At 28.4% G+C, this 22,290-nt stretch carries 23 protein-coding genes, 1 pseudogene and 1 riboswitch; of the genes and pseudogenes, 18 read left to right on the top strand and 6 right to left on the bottom strand.

Annotated elements, in window-relative coordinates:
* The first annotated feature begins 99 nt into the window (after positions 1-99).
* The 13 genes from napA to AVBRAN12637_RS07660 all read left to right on the top strand — a co-directional run bounded on the left by napA (position 100) and on the right by AVBRAN12637_RS07660 (position 10,676).
* Entirely contained in the window at positions 100-2,871 is a 2,772-nt protein-coding gene (gene napA, locus AVBRAN12637_RS07600) for a periplasmic nitrate reductase subunit alpha (RefSeq protein WP_214118288.1), read from the top strand.
* A gap of 5 nt (positions 2,872-2,876) precedes the next feature.
* Positions 2,877-3,629, top strand: a complete 753-nt coding sequence (napG, locus tag AVBRAN12637_RS07605; protein WP_336615621.1) for a ferredoxin-type protein NapG — start codon at positions 2,877-2,879, stop codon at positions 3,627-3,629.
* On the top strand, positions 3,629-4,432 hold the full coding sequence (gene napH, locus AVBRAN12637_RS07610; RefSeq protein ID WP_336615622.1) for a quinol dehydrogenase ferredoxin subunit NapH: 804 nt from the start codon (positions 3,629-3,631) through the stop codon (positions 4,430-4,432). The genes napG and napH overlap by 1 nt, the downstream gene beginning before the upstream one ends.
* Positions 4,429-4,950: a nitrate reductase cytochrome c-type subunit gene (locus AVBRAN12637_RS07615; protein ID WP_214118292.1), complete on the top strand. Its 522-nt coding sequence runs from the start codon at positions 4,429-4,431 to the stop codon at positions 4,948-4,950. Before napH ends, AVBRAN12637_RS07615 begins: the two co-directional genes overlap by 4 nt.
* Complete coding sequence (locus AVBRAN12637_RS07620; RefSeq protein WP_336608799.1) at positions 4,947-5,774, top strand: hypothetical protein; 828 nt, start codon at positions 4,947-4,949, stop codon at positions 5,772-5,774. Before AVBRAN12637_RS07615 ends, AVBRAN12637_RS07620 begins: the two co-directional genes overlap by 4 nt.
* Positions 5,774-6,085 carry a chaperone NapD gene (locus tag AVBRAN12637_RS07625; protein ID WP_214118302.1) on the top strand — a complete coding sequence of 104 codons (312 nt, stop codon included), beginning with the start codon at positions 5,774-5,776 and terminating at the stop codon, positions 6,083-6,085. The genes AVBRAN12637_RS07620 and AVBRAN12637_RS07625 overlap by 1 nt, the downstream gene beginning before the upstream one ends.
* Positions 6,086-6,218: 133 nt before the next feature.
* Complete coding sequence (locus AVBRAN12637_RS07630) at positions 6,219-8,303, top strand: carbon starvation CstA family protein (protein WP_336608798.1); 2,085 nt, start codon at positions 6,219-6,221, stop codon at positions 8,301-8,303.
* Complete coding sequence (locus tag AVBRAN12637_RS07635) at positions 8,284-8,442, top strand: CstA-like transporter-associated (seleno)protein (RefSeq protein ID WP_214118306.1); 159 nt, start codon at positions 8,284-8,286, stop codon at positions 8,440-8,442. The genes AVBRAN12637_RS07630 and AVBRAN12637_RS07635 overlap by 20 nt, the downstream gene beginning before the upstream one ends.
* 178 nt (positions 8,443-8,620) lie before the next feature.
* Positions 8,621-8,998, top strand: a complete 378-nt coding sequence (locus tag AVBRAN12637_RS07640; RefSeq protein WP_336607417.1) for a TM2 domain-containing protein — start codon at positions 8,621-8,623, stop codon at positions 8,996-8,998.
* Positions 8,999-9,179: 181 nt separating this feature from the next.
* A complete protein-coding gene (locus AVBRAN12637_RS07645; RefSeq protein ID WP_336612761.1) occupies positions 9,180-9,494 on the top strand; it encodes a hypothetical protein in 315 nt (104 codons plus the stop codon).
* A 272-nt stretch (positions 9,495-9,766) separates the two neighbouring features.
* Positions 9,767-10,288, top strand: coding sequence for a thermonuclease family protein (locus tag AVBRAN12637_RS07650; RefSeq protein ID WP_336615623.1), 522 nt, complete (start codon positions 9,767-9,769; stop codon positions 10,286-10,288).
* A 54-nt stretch (positions 10,289-10,342) separates the two neighbouring features.
* The gene (locus AVBRAN12637_RS07655) at positions 10,343-10,498 is read left to right on the top strand and encodes a CstA-like transporter-associated (seleno)protein (protein ID WP_214118312.1); all 156 of its coding nucleotides are present in this window, start codon (positions 10,343-10,345) and stop codon (positions 10,496-10,498) included.
* A 46-nt stretch (positions 10,499-10,544) separates the two neighbouring features.
* Complete coding sequence (locus AVBRAN12637_RS07660; RefSeq protein WP_275591981.1) at positions 10,545-10,676, top strand: hypothetical protein; 132 nt, start codon at positions 10,545-10,547, stop codon at positions 10,674-10,676.
* Between the two features lie 81 nt (positions 10,677-10,757).
* Here the strand turns inward: AVBRAN12637_RS07660 and AVBRAN12637_RS07665 are convergent, their stop codons facing one another.
* On the bottom strand, positions 10,758-11,678 hold the full coding sequence (locus AVBRAN12637_RS07665; RefSeq protein WP_336615624.1) for a bile acid:sodium symporter family protein: 921 nt from the start codon (positions 11,676-11,678) through the stop codon (positions 10,758-10,760).
* Positions 11,679-11,809: 131 nt separating this feature from the next.
* Here AVBRAN12637_RS07665 and polA point away from each other — a divergent pair, with 131 nt between their 5' ends.
* From polA to motB, 4 genes are read left to right on the top strand one after another with little or no spacing between them, the layout of a single operon-like run.
* On the top strand, positions 11,810-14,416 hold the full coding sequence (gene polA / locus AVBRAN12637_RS07670) for a DNA polymerase I (RefSeq protein ID WP_336615625.1): 2,607 nt from the start codon (positions 11,810-11,812) through the stop codon (positions 14,414-14,416).
* Between the two features lie 11 nt (positions 14,417-14,427).
* Entirely contained in the window at positions 14,428-15,570 is a 1,143-nt protein-coding gene (locus tag AVBRAN12637_RS07675) for a GGDEF domain-containing protein (protein WP_214118318.1), read from the top strand.
* A 35-nt stretch (positions 15,571-15,605) separates the two neighbouring features.
* The gene (gene motA, locus AVBRAN12637_RS07680) at positions 15,606-16,379 is read left to right on the top strand and encodes a flagellar motor stator protein MotA (protein ID WP_214118320.1); all 774 of its coding nucleotides are present in this window, start codon (positions 15,606-15,608) and stop codon (positions 16,377-16,379) included.
* 2 nt (positions 16,380-16,381) lie between these two features.
* A complete protein-coding gene (gene motB, locus AVBRAN12637_RS07685) occupies positions 16,382-17,110 on the top strand; it encodes a flagellar motor protein MotB (RefSeq protein ID WP_336608794.1) in 729 nt (242 codons plus the stop codon).
* A gap of 287 nt (positions 17,111-17,397) precedes the next feature.
* Here the strand turns inward: motB and thiD are convergent, their stop codons facing one another.
* From thiD to AVBRAN12637_RS07710, 5 genes are read right to left on the bottom strand one after another with little or no spacing between them, the layout of a single operon-like run.
* Positions 17,398-18,153, bottom strand: coding sequence for a bifunctional hydroxymethylpyrimidine kinase/phosphomethylpyrimidine kinase (thiD, locus tag AVBRAN12637_RS07690; RefSeq protein ID WP_336615626.1), 756 nt, complete (start codon positions 18,151-18,153; stop codon positions 17,398-17,400).
* Positions 18,122-18,676, bottom strand: coding sequence for a hypothetical protein (locus AVBRAN12637_RS07695; protein ID WP_214150601.1), 555 nt, complete (start codon positions 18,674-18,676; stop codon positions 18,122-18,124). The genes thiD and AVBRAN12637_RS07695 overlap by 32 nt, the downstream gene beginning before the upstream one ends.
* The gene (thiE, locus tag AVBRAN12637_RS07700; RefSeq protein WP_336615627.1) at positions 18,652-19,269 is read right to left on the bottom strand and encodes a thiamine phosphate synthase; all 618 of its coding nucleotides are present in this window, start codon (positions 19,267-19,269) and stop codon (positions 18,652-18,654) included. Before thiE ends, AVBRAN12637_RS07695 begins: the two co-directional genes overlap by 25 nt.
* Positions 19,253-20,047, bottom strand: a complete 795-nt coding sequence (gene thiM / locus AVBRAN12637_RS07705) for a hydroxyethylthiazole kinase (protein ID WP_336615628.1) — start codon at positions 20,045-20,047, stop codon at positions 19,253-19,255. The genes thiE and thiM overlap by 17 nt, the downstream gene beginning before the upstream one ends.
* Positions 20,010-21,143 (bottom strand): cytosine permease, encoded by a 1,134-nt coding sequence (locus AVBRAN12637_RS07710; protein WP_336615629.1) that lies wholly within the window; start codon positions 21,141-21,143, stop codon positions 20,010-20,012. Before AVBRAN12637_RS07710 ends, thiM begins: the two co-directional genes overlap by 38 nt.
* Positions 21,144-21,187: 44 nt before the next feature.
* Positions 21,188-21,288: riboswitch (TPP riboswitch) on the bottom strand.
* Between the two features lie 216 nt (positions 21,289-21,504).
* Here AVBRAN12637_RS07710 and AVBRAN12637_RS07715 point away from each other — a divergent pair.
* Positions 21,505-22,281, top strand: a pseudogene (locus AVBRAN12637_RS07715) (putative hydro-lyase); the annotation flags it as partial.
* Positions 22,282-22,290: the final 9 nt, after the last annotated feature.

Raw genomic sequence — 22,290 nt, forward strand, 5'->3', positions numbered from 1 at the left:
TTTATGCGCTTTACTTTAAAAAAAATATTAATCTTAATCAATAAGATTTTAAAGCAAATAATCTAATCTATTTTTACATTATTATTATAAGGAGAATAAATGCAAAGACGAGATTTTTTAAAGAGCACAGCAGTTGCAAGTGCAGCAGCTTGCATAAATCCTACTATTGCTTTAGCAAAAGACGAAACAAGTGAATGGACTTGGGATAAAGCAGTTTGTAGATTTTGTGGAACTGGCTGTGGTATTATGGTTGCTACTAAAAATGGCAAAATTGTAGCTACTAAGGGCGACCCTGAAGCACCTGTAAATCGTGGTTTAAATTGTATTAAAGGATATTTTAATGCAAAAATTATGTATGGAGAAGATAGACTTGTAACGCCTTTATTAAGAGTAAATGCTAAGGGTGAATTTGATAAGAACGGAAAATTTGCTCCAGTATCTTGGAAAAGAGCTTTTGATGAGATGGAAAAACATATGAAAAAAGCTTTAAAAGAACAAGGTGTAAATGGTATAGGAATGTTTGCAAGTGGTCAGCATACTATTCAAGAAGGATATGCTGCTTCAAAATTATTTAAAGCTGGTTTTAGAAGCAATAATATAGACCCAAATGCTAGACATTGTATGGCAAGTGCTGTTATTGGTTTTATGCAAACATTTGGTATTGATGAGCCTGCAGGTTGCTATGATGATATTGAACTTACTGATACTATTATTTGTTGGGGTTCAAATATGGCTGAAATGCACCCAATTTTATGGAGCCGTGTAAGTGATAGAAAATTAAGAGACCCTGAAAAAGTAAAAATTGTAAATCTTTCAACCTATACAACAAGAACTAGCGACATTGCTGATATGGAACTTATATTTACTCCAAGTTCTGATATTGCAATATGGAATTATATTGCTAGAGAAATTGTATATAACAATCCAAAAGCAATTGATTGGGAATTTGTAAAAAATCATTGTGTATTTACAACAGGATTTGCTGATATTGGATATGGAATGAGAAATAATCCAAATCATCCAAGCTTTAGCGAAGCTGAAAAAGATACCGTAGCTAAAGAAAATGCAATCACTTTAGATAAAGATGAAGCAATAGCATTAAGTCATTTAGGTGTAAAAGATGGCGAAAAATTTGAAATGAAACATCAAGCTCAAGCAGCACTTAACTGGCAAATTCAATTTGAAGATTTCAAAAAAGCACTTGAACCTTATACATTAGATTATGTTGCAAGCGTAGCTAAAGGAAATCCTGATGAAGATATAGAAGAATTTAAGAAAAAATTAAAAGCATTAGCTGATTTATATATTGAAAAAAGTAGAAAGGTAGTAAGCTTTTGGACTATGGGCTTTAACCAACATACTCGTGGTAGTTGGGTAAATGAACTTGCATACACTGTGCATTTATTAGTAGGAAAACAAGCAAAACCAGGTGATGGAGCATTCTCTTTAACAGGTCAGCCAAGTGCTTGTGGAACAGCAAGAGAAGTTGGAACTTTTGCACACCGCTTACCTGCTGATTGGGTTGTAGCAAATCCTAAACATAGAGCTAAAAGTGAAGAACTTTGGAAAGTTCCTGAAGGAACAATTAATGGTGTTCAAGGAAATCACTTTATGCAAATGATGAGAAATCTTGAAGATGGAAAGCAAAAATTTGCATGGGTTATGGTAAATAATCCTTGGCAAAATACTGCAAATGCAAATCACTGGATAAAAGCTGCTAGAGAAAAAGATAATTTTATAGTAGTAAGTGATTGCTATCCTGGAATTAGTGCAAAAGTTGCGGATTTAATTTTACCTACAGCTATGATTTATGAAAAATGGGGAGCTTACGGAAACGCAGAAAGAAGAACTCAACATTGGAGACAACAAGTATTGCCAGTTGGCGAAGCTATGAGTGATTTATGGCAATTATTAGAGCTTAGCAAACGCTTTAAATTAAGCGAAGTTTGGAATGAAGTAAAAATTGATGAAAAGACAACATTACCAAGCGTATTAGAAAAAGCTAAAGAAATGGGATATAAAGAAGATGATACTTTATATGATGTTTTATTTGCTAATAAAGAATGTAAAGAAATTTCATTAGATGATAGTGAAAGCTTAAAAGATTGGTTAAATAGCGAAGTTAAAGGCGATAGTAGAAATGTAAAAGGTAGTGATGGCAATGTATTTAAAGGCTATAATTTCTTTATTCAAAAATATTTATGGGAAGAATATAGAAAATTCGGAGCTGGTCACGGACACGATTTAGCTAGTTTTGAAACTTATCATAAGGTAAGGGGCTTAAGATGGCCTGTTGTTGATGGTAAAGAAACTCAATGGAGATTTAATACAAAATACGATGTATATGCTAAAAAAGCAAATCCTGAAGGTGATTTTGCATTCTATGGGGATTTTGATAAATCAATTAAAAGTGGTGATTTAGTAAAACCAACAAGTGAAGAAGCAACAGCAATTACAAATAAAGCTAAGATTTTCTTTAGACCATTTATGAAAGCACCTGAAAGACCATCTGAAGAATATCCATTCTGGTTATGTACTGGTAGGGTTTTAGAGCATTGGCATAGTGGAACAATGACAATGAGAGTTCCTGAATTATTCCGTGCAGTTCCTGAAGCTATGTGCTATATTCATCCAGAAGATGCTAAAGCTTTAGGAGTTGAGCAAAGAGAATTAGTATGGATAGAATCTCGCCGTGGAAAAGTTAAAGCTCGTATTGATATGCGTGGAAGAAATAAACCACCAAGAGGTCTTGTTTATGTTCCTTGGTTTGATGAGAATGTTTATATTAATAAAGTTACATTAGATGCAACTTGTCCAATTTCAAAACAAACTGATTTTAAAAAGTGTGCAGTAAAAATAACTAAGGCGTAATATTTATGAGAAGGCAATTTTTTACAAATACTATAAAGATTTTAGCAGTTGGTGTTGGAACTTTTAGCATATTTAAGCTAAATGATACACCAAAGAGCGAAAGCAAAATTGAGTTAAAGAAAGGTTTTTTCTTACGCCCACCAGGAGTTGTTAGTGAAAAACATTTTTTGGCTAATTGCATTCGTTGTGCTAAATGTGTAAAAGCTTGCCCTTATAATACTTTAAGTTTAGCTAAGATAGGGGAATTTGCTAGTTTAGGAACTCCTAAATTTAGTGCAAATGAAATTCCTTGCTATTTATGCGATGATTTGCCTTGTATTAAGGCTTGTCCGACAGATGCGCTAGATAAAAGTATTAATAAAATTTCTTTAGTAAATATTGGTCGTGCAATAGTAGATGAAAGCTCTTGTGTAGCTCATTTTGGAATTCAATGTGATGCTTGCTATAGGGCGTGTCCTTTTATAGATAAAGCTTTAAAGCTTGAATATAAAAGAAATGAGCGAACTAAAAAACATGCAATGTTAGTGCCTAAGGTTGATTACGATTATTGTGTGGGTTGTGGTTTATGTGAAAAAGTTTGTATTACTAAAAAGCCAGCTATTGTTATTTTGCCTACTAGTTTTATATTGGGTGAGAGAAATGATAATTATGTTAAAGGCTGGGTTAGTGGTGATGATGAAAGATTAAAACACATAGATACTAGCAAAAAACACGATGAGAAAAAAGCTATAAATTACCTAAATGATGGAGAATTTTAATGAAGATATTAAAAAATAAATATTTGATTTTAAGAAGATTTATCCAATTAGGACTTTTAGTTTTATTTATATTACCTAGTGCTGATTTTATTTTAAAAGGAAATCTTAGCTCTTCGCTATTATTTAATAGTATTAGCTTAAGCGACCCTTTTGCGTATTTACAAATATTTTTAGCAACTTTTACTCTTAATGTGGGATTATTTATATCTGCATTTTTAGTTTTTATTATTTATGCTTTGTTTTTGGGTCGTGCATTTTGTTCTTTTGTTTGTCCTGTTAATTTGATTACAAATTTAGCAGATTTTATCAAGCAAAACACAAGTTTTAAAAGCTCTAAGCTGACTAATTTTAAACAAAACACTAGATATTTTATATTATTTAGTATTTTGATTTTGTGTTTGATAGCAAATGAGCCAGTATTTGAAAAATATTCTCATATAGGAATAATTACTAGGGGAATAATTTTTATGCAAACTTCGGCTATATTTGTTGCAATTATTATATTTTTACTTGATTTATTTGTGCAAAGGAATTTAGTTTGTTCGCATCTTTGTCCATTAGGTGCTTTTTATAGTTTAATTTCAAAATTTGCTATGTTAAAAGTAAGTTATGATTTAAATAAATGCACTAAATGTATGAAATGCAAAATGATTTGTCCAGAAGCTCAAGTATTATCACTTATTACAAAATATAGTGGTAATGTTAGCAATAGTGAGTGCATTAAGTGTGCTAGATGTATTGAAGTATGCGATGATGATGCACTTAATTTTAATTTAATTAATTTTTTGAAAGGAAAAAAATGAAAAAAATATTTTTAAGTTTAGCTGCTAGTAGTTTGTTGATTGCTGCTAGTGTGAGTGATACTGAAATTGGTTTAAGAAAACATTCACTAAACGATGAAACAAAATTAGAAATCAAGAATTTTACATATTCTGAAAAAGAAGCTGGAGAAGCAGAGCGTTTTGAAAGAGCTTATTTAAATGCTCCACCACAAATTCCACACAATGTAGAAGATTTTTTACCAATTACTCAAGATAATAATATGTGTCTTAGCTGTCATGATTTAGGTGCTGATAATGAGCGTGTAAAGCTTAGTATTGAAGAAGCAACTCCTATGCCAGCAAGCCATTATTATGATTTAAGAAATGAGAAAAAACTTGATTCTATATCTCAAGCAAGATATAACTGCGTTCAATGCCACGCACCACAAGCAAATATTGATAGTGGAATCAAAAACACATTTAAGCCTGATTTTAGAAATGATGAATTAGGCAAACATCGTTCAAATTTACTTGATGTAATAAATGAAGGATTAAAGTGAAAAAATTGCTATTATTTATAGCTAGTTTAGGTTTAGCAAGTGAGCTAAACCTAAATGAATTAGAATATTTAGAATATGATTGCTATATAAATTATATCAATAATGAATTTGTAGCGTGTGGCAATGATATTTATAAAAATAATGATAAGGTTTTAAGCCTTGATGATAATATTATTTTTATTGATGATTACGATAGTAACATTTTAGCAATTAGCTCAAAAGATGGGTTAAAGACTTTAAACATTTATAAAGATAATAAATTATTGAAATTTAAAATCTCAAGCGATATTAATAAGGCATTTTTATACAAAGATAAAATAATTCTTACTTCTTTAGGAAGCGAACTAATCATAAGAGATTTATCATTTAACTTAATAAAAAAAGTTCATTTTTCAAATGCAAGCATAAATGCTGCAAGTATTAATAAAGAAAAGGCAAAAATTGCTTTAGGATTTGAAAGTGGAAAAATAGTTGTTTATGATTTAAATTCTAATGATTTTATAAGCAAGGAAGTTCATAAAGATAATATTTATAATGTAGATTATAAAAAAGATAATATTATCTCTTGCTCAACTGATAGAAAAGTTATAATTAATGATGATAAATTAAATGAAATTACTAATATAGAAAGTGATAATTTAGTTTATAATTGCGCTTTAAGTGATAATTTAAACTTTGCTTATTCTTGCGATTTAGAAAATAATATTTGTATAGGTAAGGATAAAATAAATATAGGTAATTTATATCTTAATTCAATATTATTTGATAAAAATACATTAAAGCTCAATGCTTATTCAAAAATTTTATACAAAAAGGATTTTTAATGATTTCATCTTTAGTAGTTATTGCAAATGAAGAATTTGAAAACGAAATAAAAAATATAAAAGATGCCAACATAGAGCAAGTAATTGATAAAAAATTTATCGTTTTAATTGAAGCTAGTGATTTTGACAATACTTTAGCAACTTTTAATGCCATTAAGCGATTAGATAGTGTTATAGATGTTAATATGGCTTTTAGTGAAGCTAGTGAATTTGATTTAGAAATTAACGCTCAAAAAATAGCAGATAAAGTAAATGCTTTAGGCAATGCAGAGAATATTGAGTATTATGGAAACATTTATAATAAATATTAATAATTTAACTCGTAATTTTTTTATATTTTTATCTTTTAATATAAAATTCTTATAAGTATTATAATTTTAGATTATAATACTTACTCACATTTTTAATTAGATTAAAAAATTAATTTATTTTTAAGGAGAAGCTATGAATAAGCTTTTATGGATAGTTGTTGCTATTCTTGGAGCATTTTGTATGGGCGTTATTGCTTTAAATAATGGCGAAACAATAAATGCTGCTTGGATAGTTGTAGCTGCTGTTTGTATTTATACAATCGGCTATAGATTTTATGCTTTGTTTATAGAAACTAAGCTTTGCGGCGTTGATGCTACTAAGATTACTCCTGCTGTAGCACTTAATGATGGAAAAGACTTTGTTCCTACAAACAAATATGTTTTATTTGGCCATCACTTCGCTGCAATTGCAGGTGCAGGACCACTTGTTGGACCAATCCTAGCAGCTCAAATGGGATATTTGCCTAGTGTATTATGGATATTAATTGGTGGCGTTTTAGTTGGTAGCGTGCATGATTTTGTTGTGCTTTTTGTATCAAGCAGACGCGGTGGAAAAAGTCTTGGTGAAATGATTAAAGACGAGATGGGGAATTTCGTTGGTGTTGTTTCTATGATAGGAATTTTTCTTATTATGCTAATTATAATTGCTATTTTAGCTATGGTTGTTGTAAAAGCTTTAGCGCATTCTCCTTGGGGGACATTCACAATAGCTTCAACAATTCCTATTGCTATTTTTATGGGAATTTATATGAGATTTATTCGCCCAGGTGCAGTCGGAGAAGCTAGTATAATTGGCTTTGTTTTACTTATGATAGCTTTATATTTAGGAAAAGTTGTAGCAAACGACCCTGATTTAGCAAGACATTTTGATTTTAGCGTTCTTGAACTTAGCTTTATAATGATGGGCTATGGAATGATAGCTGCGATTTTACCGGTTTGGTTTTTACTTGCGCCAAGAGATTATCTTTCAACATTTTTAAAAATCGGTGTAATTTTGATAATGGCTATTTGTGTTGTTTTAGTTTCTCCTGAAATTAAAATGGCAAAAGTTACACATTTTATAGATGGCACAGGTCCTGTGTTTGCAGGTGGATTATTTCCATTTTTATTCATAAATATTGCTTGTGGGGCGATTTCAGGCTTTCACGCATTAATTTCTAGTGGAACAAGTCCAAAAATGCTAGAAAATGAAACACAAGCAAAAATGGTAGGCTATGGTTCAATGCTAATGGAGAGTGCGGTTGCTATTATGGCTTTAATTGCTGCTTGCATACTTCAACCTGGAGTATATTTTGCAATAAATTCAGCACCAGCAATTATAGGCACGACACTTGAGAGTGCGAGTGCAGCTATTAGTGCTTGGGGATTTAGCGTAACTCCTGCTGATATTCAAACACTTGCTAATGATATAGGCGAGAGCACTATATTAAGTAGAACAGGTGGAGCACCTACATTTGCAATAGGCTTATCATTAATTATTCACGAGCTAATCGGTGGAAAGGAAATGATGGCATTTTGGTATCACTTCGCTATTTTATTTGAAGCATTATTTATCTTAACAGCAGTTGATGCGGGAACTAGAACTTGTAGATTTATGGTTCAAGATATGTTAGGAAATGTTTATAAGCCACTTGCAAACACAAGTAATTTAGGAGCAAATATATTCGCTACTTTAATTTGTGTTGCTGGATGGGGCTGGTTCTTATATGGTGGTGCGATTGACCCACTTGGCGGAATTTATTCACTTTGGTCGCTTTTTGGTGTATCAAATCAACTTTTAGCAGTAGTTGCTATGTTTTTATGTGGCTCTGTATTTATTAAAATGGGAAAAAGAAAGTATATCTTAGCTATTGTTTTACCTGCGCTTTTTGTAATCTCAACTACATTTACAGCAGGTATTGCAAAGGTATTACCACAAAGTGAAAGCAAAATCGCAAACTCAATTTCTCACGTAGCAACAGCTCAAATTAATTTTGCTAAAGCTGATGAATTATTAGTAAAAATTAATGCAGGAGATAATAGTGAAGCGACTTTAAAAGAATTTAATAAAGCTAAACAAGTAGCACATTCTAATGTGGTAAATGCTATTTTAACGATTTTCTTCTTATTAGTTACCATAATAGTTGGAATTAAATTCGTTCTAATTTGGAAAGAAAGTTATTCTAATAGGTTTAGCATTCCACTTAAAGAAGTGGTTTATGAAAAAGCAGCTTCGTGAGTTTTTTTACGCAATGCTTGGAGCACCTGATTATGAAAAATATTTAGAGCATTTTAAGAAAATGCACCCTGATAAAACTCCTTTAACTAAAAAGGAGTTTTTCATAGAACAAACAAGCAAGCGTAAAACAAAATGCTGATAAAGATAAGTAGCTAGTTAGCTAATACAAATTATCTTTATTAGCAAATATTTTTATCTTTTTTTATAATTTTATTTTTAAAAATCTTGAATAATTATTAAATAATTTTAATCCATTAACTTCTTGTTAGCGGGGGGGGGTATTACAATAGCTCTTTTATTTAATCAAAGGAGTCATTATGGACAAAAGTTCTTATTTAATGTTGCTTGATAATAAAATATCAAGCGAGCAAAAGTTTATGCTAAGCAATAAACTTGACAGCTTAAGTGAAGAAAAATTTAAAAATCTTTCTTGTATTAATTACAAACACCCTATATTGGCAATGAATTTAGGGTTTTTCTTCGGGATATTAGGTATTGATAGGTTTTATCAAGGTAATAGGTCTTTAGGTTTTTTAAAATTAGGAATATTTTTAATAGGCTTAATTAGTATGCTTCTTTTTATAGGGATATTTATTTTATGGGCTTTATATATTTATGTTTTAATAGATATTTATTTTGTATATAAAGCAATTCAACAAAGTAATTACCAAAAAATTTTACAGGCTATAGGCTAAGTAATAATTGGTTGTCAATACCAAATAACGGCAAAATTAGTGCAAAAGATAATAGCATATAACAGAATTATTAAAAGCTAAATAATTTGTAAGATTAAATATTGCAAAGTTATTTTGCCTATATTTTGCCTTTAATCCATTTTAAATTTAAAAATAAAGAAAATAAAATTAAAGGAAAAAAATGAAAAAAAAGAAAAATATCGGTATTGGTGTTATTGTAGGTTTAATAGCTGCTAGTTTATTTAGCACTAAGGTATTTGCTTTTATGTTGTATTTAAAGAATCCTAATAACCCTTATAACTCGTTGAAAAATATTGAAGCAACAATTAACTTAGTAAAAAGTGTAGGGGAATTTGATAAATTTATATCGCAAGAGCGTTTGGCATTAGAACTATATGCTTCTTATGGTTTAACTTTTATCTTAGGATTTGCAATAGCGTTAATAGCATTATATTTTGTGCAAAAAGCTAAGAATAAAAATAAAATACAAAACTGATTTAATATTTTTATCTTAAAGTTATAAAAACATTAAGCTCTGTTATTTTTATAATAAAGCTTAATGTATAAATAAAAATTAAAATTATGATTAGACTAATTTTTTAAATACTAGAATTTAAAATCATCAAAAACTTAAATAAATATCAAACTATAACTTTTTTTAAGATGAATTAGCAAACATAAAATACTAATAAGCTAAGTATTTTTATAGGTTTTTGTTTATAAAAACCATTGTAAAATCCTTTTGAAAAAATAATTTTAAGGATTAATATGAAAAAACCAACAAAAGCACAAATGCAATTAATTAAAAAATTACCATTTAAATATCAAATAATTGCTTTAATTGTTTTTTTAGTAGTTGCAAATTTTTCTTATTTTACTTCTTTTACTAAAGAGTATTCACTAGAAAAAGTAAGTGATGGAGATACTATAGTTTTGCTTAGCAAAGGAGAAAAAATCAAAGTGAGATTTTATGGTATAGACGCACCTGAAAGCGCTCAAGAATACGGGCAATTTTGTAAAAATATGCTAAGTGATTTTCTTAAAAATAAAGATATTAAGTTAGAGATTAAAGACAAAGATCAATATGGACGGGTTGTAGGTATTGTCTATGCTAATGGCGAAGATATAAATAAAGCAATGGTAAGAAATGGTTGTGCGTGGTCGTATCAAAACTATACGAAAAAATATGTAGATGATGAAAAATACGCAAGAGCCAATAAATTAGGATTATGGCAAGGTAAAAATCCACAAAATCCAAGAGAATTTAGATTAGAGCATAAAAGAGATTGATTAGCAAATCTTTTATGTTATCTTTAGATTTTATTTTAACTTAAGGAGAAAGCTATGGGATTTTTTGATAAACTCAAAGCAGCTTGTGGTATTCCTGATTATGAAGCTTATTTAAGAGAACATAAGGAAAAATACCCAAATGAAGAGCCTTTAAGCAAAGAAGAATTTTTAAAGCGTGAGAAAGAGCGTTTAAATTCTAATTGTGCTTGAGGTTAATTAAGAAGCAAGTTTGCTTATACAAGATTAAGGACAAGCAATGTTTAAAAAGCTTAAAGCATTTTTTAAAACAAAAACTCAAAGCTATGAAAAATACTTAGCTGAATGTGAAAAAACAGGCGAAAAGCCAAAAAGCGAAGAAGAATTTAAAACGATTAAAAAAAGTTGTTGATTATTTAAAAGAAGCTAGTTTAGTTTTACAAGTTAATTTAAAATAATTCCTATTTTAAAATTAAAATAGGAATTTCAAATATTAAAATCTTCTAAAAATTGTTGCTAAAATCCCACCTGAAATATTGTGCCACACGCTAAATAAAGCAGCCACAACAGCAGCTAAAGGATAAGCAGCAAAATGAGTAGTTGCTAGTGAAGCAGCTAAGCCTGAGTTTTGCATTCCTACTTCTATTGCTAGAGTTTTTTGTTTTGCTAATTCTAGTTTAAAGATTTTTCCCGCAAAAAAGCCTAAAAGATAGCCTAAGACATTATGAAGCATTACAACTACTAAAATAATGCCTAAATTATCTAAGATTTTTGTTGCATTTGCACCAACTACACTCATTACTATAGCTACAATTCCAAAGGTTGAAATAAGTGGCAAAATATCTTGTAATTTTTCAGTAATTTTAGGTAAAAATTTATGAGCTAAAACACCTAATAAAATAGGAATAATAATCACTTGAATAATGCTAATAAACATTGAAATAGCGTTAATATCAATGCTTTTTCCAACTAATAAATAAGTAATAAATGGAGTAATTATCGGAGCTAAAATCGTAGTGCAGCTTGTAATGCTAACTGATAAAGCAACATCAGCTTTTGCTAGGTAACTAATCACATTTGAGCTAGTGCCACCAGGACAAGCACCAACTAATGCAACACCTATTGCTAAAGCACTATCAAGTTTGAAAACAAAAATCAAAACAAAAGCTATAAAAGGCATTATTATAAATTGTGCAAAAATACCTATAATCACATCTTTAGGTCTTAAAAATAACTCCTTAAAATCACTAGCTCTAACGCTAAGCCCCATTCCAAACATAATAATTCCAAGCAAATAATTAACATAACTTGTCTTAATGATATTAGAAATACTTGGATAAAACAAAGCAAAAGCAGTGCAAACTAAAACCAAAATAGCTAAATTTTTTGAAATAAAATCGCTAATTTTTTTCATAAAATCTCCTTTAAAAAACACGAAATTTATTAAATTAAACTTTAAAGTAAATTAAAAATGAAAATTAGTTTTTTATTAGTTTTATTAATTATTCTTTTGATAACATAAAGGCAAAATCAAAGGTAGAAAATATGAAAAAAATAATAGTAGTAGATACTTTAAATGTGCTATTTCGCTCTTATTATGCGATGAGGAATTTAAAAAGTGCAAAAGATGAAAAACCAATAGGAATGATATTTGGTTTATTAAATTTTATGTTAAAAATTGTTGAAGAAATTGAATGTGATTATGTAGTTTTTGCACTAGATAGCTCGGGCGGGTCATTTAGAAAAGAGCTTTTGCCTGATTATAAGGCTAATAGAAAAGAATTAGAGCCTGAATTAAAAGAGCAAATTCCAGTATGTATTGAACTTATTAAAAAATCAGGATTTTTATCAATAGAAATTCCTAATTATGAAGCTGATGATATTATTGCTAGTGTTAGTAAGTTTGCTAAGCAACAAGGCTTATTTACTAGCATTTATTCAACCGATAAAGACCTTTATCAATTGCTTGATGATAATAATACCGAGTTAATTGGTAAGAATTATGAGATTATAAACGAGTTAGCTTGTATTGAGAAATTTGGCGTTAAGCCTTATCAAATGCTTGATTATTTAACCTTAGTAGGCGATAGTGCTGATAACTTTAAAGGTATTCCTGGTATTGGACCAGTTGCTGCTAAAAAACTATTAAACGAATACGATAGCCTTGATAATGTATATAAAAATCTAAATGTATTAGGCAATAAAAGTTCTCAAAAAAAATTAGCCGAACATAAAGATGATGCAGTTTTATCTAAAAAATTAGCAAAATTAGTTGATGATTTGCCTTTAGGAGATTTTTTAAGCAAAGCTAGTAAGCCAAGTATTAATATATTTAATAATATTGAAGATGAATTAAGAGAATTTGAATTATTTAAATTCTTAAAATTTATAGATAAACAAAACGAGATAAAAGAAGAAAAACAAGTAAGCTTAAAATATACAAAAACCTTATTAGATGATAAAGAAGAATTATTTAAGATTATAGATAATTTAGGTGATGAGGTTGGATTTGATACCGAAACAACAGGGCTTAATTATGATGATAAGATAGTTGGATTTTCGTTTTGTAATCAAGATAAAAGCTATTATGTTCCAATACTACATAAAAATGCAAAAAATATTGCTAAAGAAGATGCAATAAAAGCTATAAATAAGATATTTGAAAAAGTAATAATAGGTCATAATCTAAAATTTGATTTAAAAATGCTGAAAAATGACTTAGGTATTTCATATCCAAAGAAATTTAAAGATAGTATGATAGCTGCTTGGCTACTTGATTCAAGTTCTAAATACTCACTTGATTATCTTGCTAAGGAGTATTTTGATTATACTTGTTTAGCTTATGAAGAAGTAGTTAAAAAGGGCGAAAATTTTAGCGATATTGATACCAAATTAGCTTGTGAATATGCAAGTGAAGATGCGTTTATAACTAAAGCAATTTATGAACACGCTTTTAAAAACTTAGATGATGAACGTAAAAAAGAATTTGATTTTGAATGTGAGTTTATTAAAGTTTTAATTTCTTTAGAAAATAATGGAATTACACTAAATAAAGAAAAATTATTAAATCTTCAAAATATATTAGAGCTTAATTTAAAAGAATTAGAAAATCAGATATTTAATATGGTTGGCTTAAGCTTTAATTTAAATTCTCCAAAGCAACTTAAAGAGATTTTATATGATAAATTAAAATTACCTGATAATCATAAAGGCTCAACCAATGAAGCAGCCTTGCAAAGCATAGAGCATCCTATTGCTGAATTGATTTTAGAATATAGAACCGCTAGCAAAGTCCTTAGCACCTATGTTTTACCATTGCTTGAGTTAAATGTAGATAATCAAGAGAATTTCAAAGTGCGTTCAAACTTTTTACAAACAGGCACAGCAACAGGAAGGCTTAGCTCAAATAATCCAAATCTACAAAATATCCCTGCTAGAAGCAAATATGCAAGTTTTCTAAAAGAAGCTTTTATCCCGCAAAAAGGTTATTCGTTTATTAGTCTTGATTATTCTCAAATTGAGCTTAGAATGTTGGCTCATTTTAGCCAAGATGAAAATTTATTAAAAGCATTTTTATTTGATGAAGACATTCATACAAGAACTGCTATTGAGATTTTTGGCACGAGCGATAAAGATAAAAGAAATTATGCAAAAAGCATAAATTTTGGTCTAATTTATGGAATGGGTGCTAGAAGACTTAGTGAAGAGTTAAAAATACCATATAGCGATGCAAGTGATTATATTAAAAAATATTTTGCTTCTTTTAGTTTTATTAAAGAATATTTTGAAAATACAAAAAAACAAACAAAAGACTTAGGTTATATCAAAACGCTTTTAGGTAGGAAAAGATTTTTCAAATATACAAATGATATTAAGATAAATAATGCAAACGATAGAGAATGTATAAATAGCATTTTGCAAGGTTCGGCAGCAGATTTAATTAAATTAGCTATGATTAAGATTTATCCATATTTGAGTGAAAATGCAAAATTAATATTGCAAATTCACGATGAGTTAATTTTTGAAGTAAAAGATGAATATGTATTAGAATTTTCAAAAATAGCTCAAAATATAATGGAAAATGCTTATGGTTTAAAAGTTAAATTAAAAACGAGTTTGAGTGTTGGGAAAAGTTGGGATAAATTAAAATAAAGGGAAAGGTTATGGAAATAATATTTGCTTGGAATAAAGACTATGAAACAAATATTGATAATGTTGATAAGCAGCATTATTATTTAGTGCAATTAATCAATGAACTAGCTTTAAAATTAAGCGAAAAGAATTTAAATAAAAACGAATTAGATGAAGCTTTTAATGGTATTTTAAACTATGCTAAAGAGCATTTTTCAGAAGAAGAAATGCTAATGCAAAATGTAAATATTTTTAGTGATTTTTTTCAAGAGCATAAATTAAGTCATAAAATGTTTATAGAACAAACTAAGCAATTATATGATGATGTTGGAGATGGCACTAATAAAGAAGCTGTTAAGAGTTTGTTAGAGTTTTTGATTTCTTGGCTTGCTTTTCATATTTTAGGGATTGACCAAAATATGGCAAAACAAATAGAATTAATTAATCAAGGTCTTGAAGCTAAAGAAGCTTATGAGATAGTAGTTCAAAATGAAAATAAGCAAACAGCACCTTTAGTAAAAGCTCTTAGTAATCTTTTAAATGTTGTAGTTAAGAAAAATAGCGAATTATTAGAACTTAAAAGAAATCTTGAATTAAAAGTGAAAGAGAAAACAAGAGAATTAGCAGCAACAAATCAAACTTTAAGAAGTATAGCTTTAACAGATGTATTAACAAATTTACCAAATAGAAGACATTTATTTGAAGTTTTAGAAGTTATTTTAAATGAAGCTAAAGAAAATTCGTTAATTACAAGTGGTTTAATGATTGATTTAGATAATTTTAAAGAAGTAAATGACACTTATGGACACGAAATGGGCGATAAGGTATTAAGAGAGTTTTCGCAAACAATCAAAGAAACTATTAGAACTGATGATGTTTTAGCAAGACTTGGTGGAGATGAGTTTTTTGTTTTATTACCAAATACAGATATTGATGGTGCTATGTTATTAGCAAAAACACTTTTAAATGTTACTAGAAGTTTAAATATTCAAGTAGGAAATAAGTTAGATGATAGATGGAAAAGTAGTATTAGTATAGGGGTGGCTACAATTTTGCCGACTACTATTACAAATTCTAATGATTTTATGAAAAAAACCGATTTAGCAGTGTATGCTGCTAAAAATGCTGGCAAAAATTGCATAAAAGTATATAATGAAGAAATTTTAACTAAATGAATGTAATATTTTAAGATTTAAATAAAGGAAAAAATGTGGATTTAACAACGGTCTTAGGAATGGTTTTAGCTCTTACATCTATTTGCGTAGGGGATATTTTAGAAGGTGGTAACCCATTACACCTTATTCATATTTCATCGGTTTTAATCGTTTTACCAACAGCATTTTTCTCTACTATGGTTGGAACGAATAAATATTTTATAAAAGGAGCTTTTAAAGAGCTTAAAATAGTTTTTAAAGGTAGTGGGGTTAATTTTCAAGCAAGAACCGATCAGTTAATAGAATTTGCTTCTATTGCTAGAAAAGATGGGCTTTTAGCACTTGAACCAAAAGTAGCTGAAATAGATAATCACTACTTAAAATCAGCAATGATGATGATGGTTGATGGTAAAGATGTTGAAGAAATAAAAGAAAGTATGGAGCTTGATATTTCTCATTCAGAAACTTATTATGATGAGTGTAGGGAATTCTTTTGTCGTGTAGGTGAGTCTTGTCCTACATTTGGACTTGTTGGAGCGGTGTGCGGTCTTATGCTAGCACTTCAATTACTTGATAATCCGCAAGCAATGGCGATGGGTATTGCGGGTGCATTTACGGCTACGGTTACAGGGATTTATTGTTGTTATGGAGTGTTTGTGCCTTGGGGAAACAAAATCAAAGGTAACGGACATGATTTAATAGTAGAAAAAGAGCTTATGATGGCTGGGGTAGTTGGTATAGCAGAAGGTGCAAATCCAAGAGATTTAGAGCAAAAGCTATTTTTATATTTCCCACATGGTTTAGTACCTAAATCACAATTTGGTGAATAATAATGTCTAAGAAAAAAAAGTGCCCACCAATACCAGCATGCGAGAAATGGGCTGTTCCTTTAGCAGACTTTTTCTCATTATTACTAGCGTTATTTATTGCACTTTACGCTATTGCTTCGGTAAATACTGATAAAGCAAAGGCTTTAACTAAAGAATTTGTAAAGATTTTTGATTTTCCAAGCACGCAGGTGGTAGAAAAAGAGAGTAAAACAGATGGCAAACATAGTCCATCAAATAACGAAGAATCTCGTGCTTTACAAGCTCAAAATATAAATCAGCAAGAAAGTATAGAAAAACTAAAGGCTATCTTAGATCAAAGAGAAAACCAATTTTATATGGAACTTCCTTCAATATTGTTTTTTAACAAAGACGAAACTAGAGTTGCAAATAGTGATGATATTTTATATCTTAAAAGAATTAAAATGATTATGCAAGGCTTAGGAGATGGGGTTCAGCTTGAAATTCGTGGATTTAGCGATAATGATGATAGTTATTTAACAAGTTTTGATTTAGCAACTGCAAGAGCTAGAGAAGTCCTTGAGATACTTATTAAAAGCGGGGTTGATTCATCAAAACTTAGTATCAAAAGCTATGGAGCAAACAATCCTAGATTTGATAATAATAGTTTAGAATCTATCAAAAATAATAGAGTTGAATTATATTTTAAAACTGATATAAACGATATAAAATCTCAAAAAACAATACTTGATGCAGTAGAAAAAGTTAAATAATTTTATATATATTTAAAGTTTTAAGGAATTTCAAATTCTTTTAAAGCTTTAAATATTACATATTTACTACTTTTATCTTTTATAAATTAATAATAAAAACCTTATACTTATTTTACATATAATTAATTGTGTAATTTTGTAACAATTTTAGTTAAGTTTTTATATTTTTACTTTTCTTCACATTTTTTCACACTACATTTTCAAAAAGGAGAAAAAATGAGACCAGAAGAGTTAAGAGCTTTAATTTCAAAAAACATATTTTAAAATTAAAGCTTAAAACTATAATGCTAAAAATGATTTAATAATTTTACTTTGTAATTAAAATTAAAGCTATTTTTTAAAGCATTACTTACATAATCTTTTGCATTTTTACAAGCTGTTTTAATATTTTCGTTTAAAGCTAAATTACAAGCAATTGCAGAGCTTAGAGTACAACCCGTGCCGTGAGTTACAATATTTTTTATTTTTTCGCCTTTAAAAATAGTAATTTCACCATTTTCGCTTAAAAAATCACTCGCATTTAAATGCCCACCTTTTAACAAAACCTTACAATTTAGAGTTTTTTCTAAACTTTTTGCTGCATTTATTGCATCTTTTTCATTTGTGATTTTTTCGCCTAACAAAACTTCAGCTTCATATAAATTTGGAGTAATCAAATAAACATTTTTTGCAAAATCTTTTATAACATTAATCGCCCTTTCATCAAGCAATCTTGCACCACTTGTAGATACCATTACTGGATCTAATACGATTTTACTATATCCATTTAGAGTATTTTTAACACAATTTATAATTTCTTCATCATAAAGCATTCCGATTTTTATAAAATCTATTTCGCATTCATCAAAACAAGCTTTTATTTGAGCTTTTATAAAATCTGCATCAACCCTTAAAACGCCAAAAACTCCGCTAGTATTTTGAGCAGTTAGAGCTGTAATTACACTCATTGCATACATTTTATGAGCTTGAATTGTCTTTATATCAGCTTGCAACCCAGCCCCACCAGATGGGTCACTTCCAGCTATACTTAATATCTTTTTCATTTAATTCTCCTATGTTTTTAATATTTATTGTTGCATTTTCGCAATTGATTCCAACGCTAAAAATGTCGTTTTTATTAGCTAAATCAATTATTTTAAAGCTATCATCAATTAAAATAAATTTATTAGTATTTAGCTTATTCATACAAGTTTTTAAAGCTATTTGAGTAGTTTTTAAATATTTTCTTTCATCTTGAATGAAAACAAATTCATCTAAAATATCAAATCTTTTTAAAACAAGTTTTGCAAATGGACTAGCTGTATAAATACACTTTTTATAAGCTTTAAATTTGGCTAAAAACTCATTTACACCTATACATAAATTAGCTTCTTTACTATAAAAATCAATGCAAGTTTTAATGATTTTTTTACTTAATTTAGTTTTGTTTAATTCATCAATTTTTTTAAGCCCATCATAAAAACTTAAATCATCTAAATTATATCCATTAGCTAATTCTTGCCAAAAGCCAACGCTATCAATGATTACGCCATCAAGGTCAATTATAAAAGAGAAATCTTTTTCCATAATTTTTCGCAATTTGCTTTATAATTTTGATTTTCATAAATCGCACTTATACAAGCTATATTTTTTATTTTAAATTCTTTTAAATTGTCTATATTTTGATAATTTAATCCTCCTATTGCCACTTTAGGAATGTTTATTTCTTGCACTATTTTTATTAGGTCATTTTTGCTTAGCATTTTTGCATCTTTTTTAGTATTGCTCTCATAAATTGCTCCAATGCCTAGATAATTCGCTCCTAATTGTAAGCCTTTTAACGCTTCTTCATAATTACTTGCACTTATTCCTAAAAATATATTTTTTGGTATTTTTAGATTTTTGTTTATATCGCTTTGTCCTAGATGAATACCATCAGCATTTAGCTTAATTGCAAGGTCTAAATCATCGTTTATTATTAAAGCTACTTTTTTTATTTCACAAAGATTTTTTAATTTTAAAAGTGTATTAAGGCTATAATTATTCGCTTTATTTCTTACTTGAAAGCAAGTTACATAATTTGCAAATAAAATCTCACAAATATCTAATAATTCATCTTCTTTAGTGTATATATCATCACTAATTGCATAAAATCTTAAAATTTCATCTAAGTTTTTCAATTTTTATCCTTTCTTTTATGGTAGTTCCATCAATTTTGCTTAACTCATCAATTAAGTGCATTTTAAACGACATAGTGCCATTTGCTTTAGTTTCGGCTATTTCAGCACTTATGTTAAATGCACTTATACCTGTGATTACAGAATTTAATTTATCATCATTTGCCCCTACAAAAACGGCTAAGATATTGCCTAGCATACAACCTGCACCTGTGATTTTTGTCTGCATTGCCGAACCATTGCTTAGCATAAAAACATTTGTTTTGCTGATAATAAAATCATTTTTACCTGTGATTACCAAAATAGTTTTATGTTTTTTAGCAAAATCAATGTATTTTTCTAAATCATTTTGATTTATTTCATCACTACTATCGCAGCCACTTGTATTTAATGTCTTATTTACTAGATAATTTATCTCGCTTGCATTGCCTTTAATTACACAAAACTTTATATTTTGCATTAAATATTTACATAAATTATTTCTTGCATTACTAACTCCTGCTGCAACGGGGTCAAAAACAATAGGAATATTTAATTCATTTGCCTTTAAGGCTGCGTTTTTATGGGCTTTTATTAGATTTTCGTTTAACTGCCCGATATTTAGCAAAACCGCATTACTAATTGTAACAATTTCGCCAACTTCTTCATAAAAATCTCCCATAATAGGTGAGCCACCAACAGCTAAAATAGCGTTAGCTGAGTCATTTATCGTTACATAATTTGTAATACTTTCTACTAAAGTTTTATGATTTCTTGTTTTTTGCATAATGTTTTGATACATATTCTCCTCCTAAGGTTAAAATTAAAATGATTAAAAAAGTTAAAATTGATGCTAAAAAATCAAAATAAATCAGTATTTGATAAATTAAAAATCCAATAAACCAAATTAAAAAATTTAATTTAGCTGAATTTTTTAGTTTAAAACAATATACACATACTATAACCGATGCCATAGGTAAAAATACTGAACTTAATGTATATAAAAAATTTTCATATAAAGAAAAAGGTATAAAAATAGCTATTAATAAAGCAATAAAGATTATTAATAAAATTGTAATTTTATTACCAAATTTATTATTTATGTTTTTAATACTTTCATTAGCTGAAAAAATGTCTAAATATGTTGTTGTTATTGTTGAAAAAATAATCAAAAATATTATTAACATTGATAATTTTAAAGTGATTAAAAAACTAGAAAGGTCGCTATAGTATTTCATAGTTAAATATCCAATTATATACATAAGCGAACTTCCTAGAAAATACGCAACTGAAGCTACTAAACTATCTTTTATTGGATTTTTAAAATATTTTGTATAATCACCAACTAATGCAAGCCAAGAAATTGGCATAGCAATACTTAGTTCAATAGCATTTATCAAGTTTATTTTATTAACTTCTATTTGGTTTAAATTAAGATTAATTAAGTTATAAAAAATATAAATTACTATCAAAAAAAGTATGCAAACTATAAAATTATTTATTAACATTAATAAATTTTGTTTTAAGAATAGCCATATTATTAAAAGTGATGATAATAAAATTGCTACTAAGTTAAAATTTGTATTTGGATATAGTCCATTTAGTAGTATTGCTGCACTCATAATCATAACTGCACTCCAGCAAATTAAAGCTAGAAAATTGCAAAATGAAAAGAATATTTTGCCATTTTGTGAGTAAAAATATTTAAGACTACCCATAGCATTGCATTTTAGTTTAGTGCTAATATACATCATAGCAAAAAATAAAATTCCACCTAAAAAATATCCAAAAAATATAGCAAATAAAGAATCACTTAAAATAAGACCTGAAAATAAACTACCGGCTTCAATTTCAGCTAGCGAAATACTAGCTCCAAGCCACAAGAAAAAATTACTCATACAACTCTCCATAAAATCAATTTATGGGAATGCTAAGAAAGGATTAGAAAAATTTTGCATCTCCCTACGCTGGCATTACCCAAACAGGTTCAAAGGGTCAAGACTATTACGCCTACTCTCAGCTTTCGCTCCCCTAAAATCATTATTCTAATTAAAATTAGTTATGAAATAGATATATAAAATATTACAATAATTATTTGTTATATTGTAATAATTTCTTAATTATTAATATAAATAATCAATATATTTAATACTTATTTTACATATAATTAATTGTGTAATTTTGTAACAATTTTAGTTAAGTTTTTTATATTTTTACTTTTCTTCACATTTTTTCACACTACAATTTCAAAAAGGAGAAAAAATGAGACCAGAAGAGTTAAGAGCTTTAATTTCTAAAAATGAATTCAATAAACCTACAGCAGGGGTTTGTAAAGGTTATGTTCAAGCTAATCTTGCGATTTTGCCTAAAAGTGATGCTTATGATTTTTTATTATTTTGTCAAAGAAACTCTAAACCTTGCCCTTTAATTGAAGTTTTAGATGCGGGAGAATACCTTACAAAAACAAGTGCAAATAATGCAGATATTAGAACAAGTATTCCTAAATATAGAATATACAAAAAAGGCGAATTAGTAGAAGAGACAAGTGATATTATTAATCATTTTAAAGATGATTATGTGAGTTTTTTAATAGGTTGTTCGTTTTCATTTGAAGCAGCTTTATTAAATCACAATATACCTTTAAGACATATTGAAGAAGATCATAATGTGCCTATGTATATTACAAATATTGATTGTGTAAGTGCTGGTAAGTTTTATGGAAAAATGGTTGTTTCGATGCGACCAATTAAACATAAAGATTTAATCAAAGCTACAACCGCAACAGCTCTTTATCCTAGCGTGCATGGAGCACCTGTTCATATAGGAAATCCTAGTGTAATAGGTATTAAAGATATTAATAATCCTGATTTTGGAGACGCATCTACTATTTATCCTGATGAAGAATGCGTATTTTGGGCTTGTGGGGTAACTCCGCAAAGCATAGCACTTACTAGTAAGCCTGATATTATGATAACTCATTCTCCTGGATATATGTTTGTAACGGATAGAAAAGATAGCGAATATAGTGTGTTTTAGTATTAAAAA

Source organism: Campylobacter sp. RM12637 (assembly GCF_020137645.1).
Lineage (GTDB): Bacteria > Campylobacterota > Campylobacteria > Campylobacterales > Campylobacteraceae > Campylobacter_E.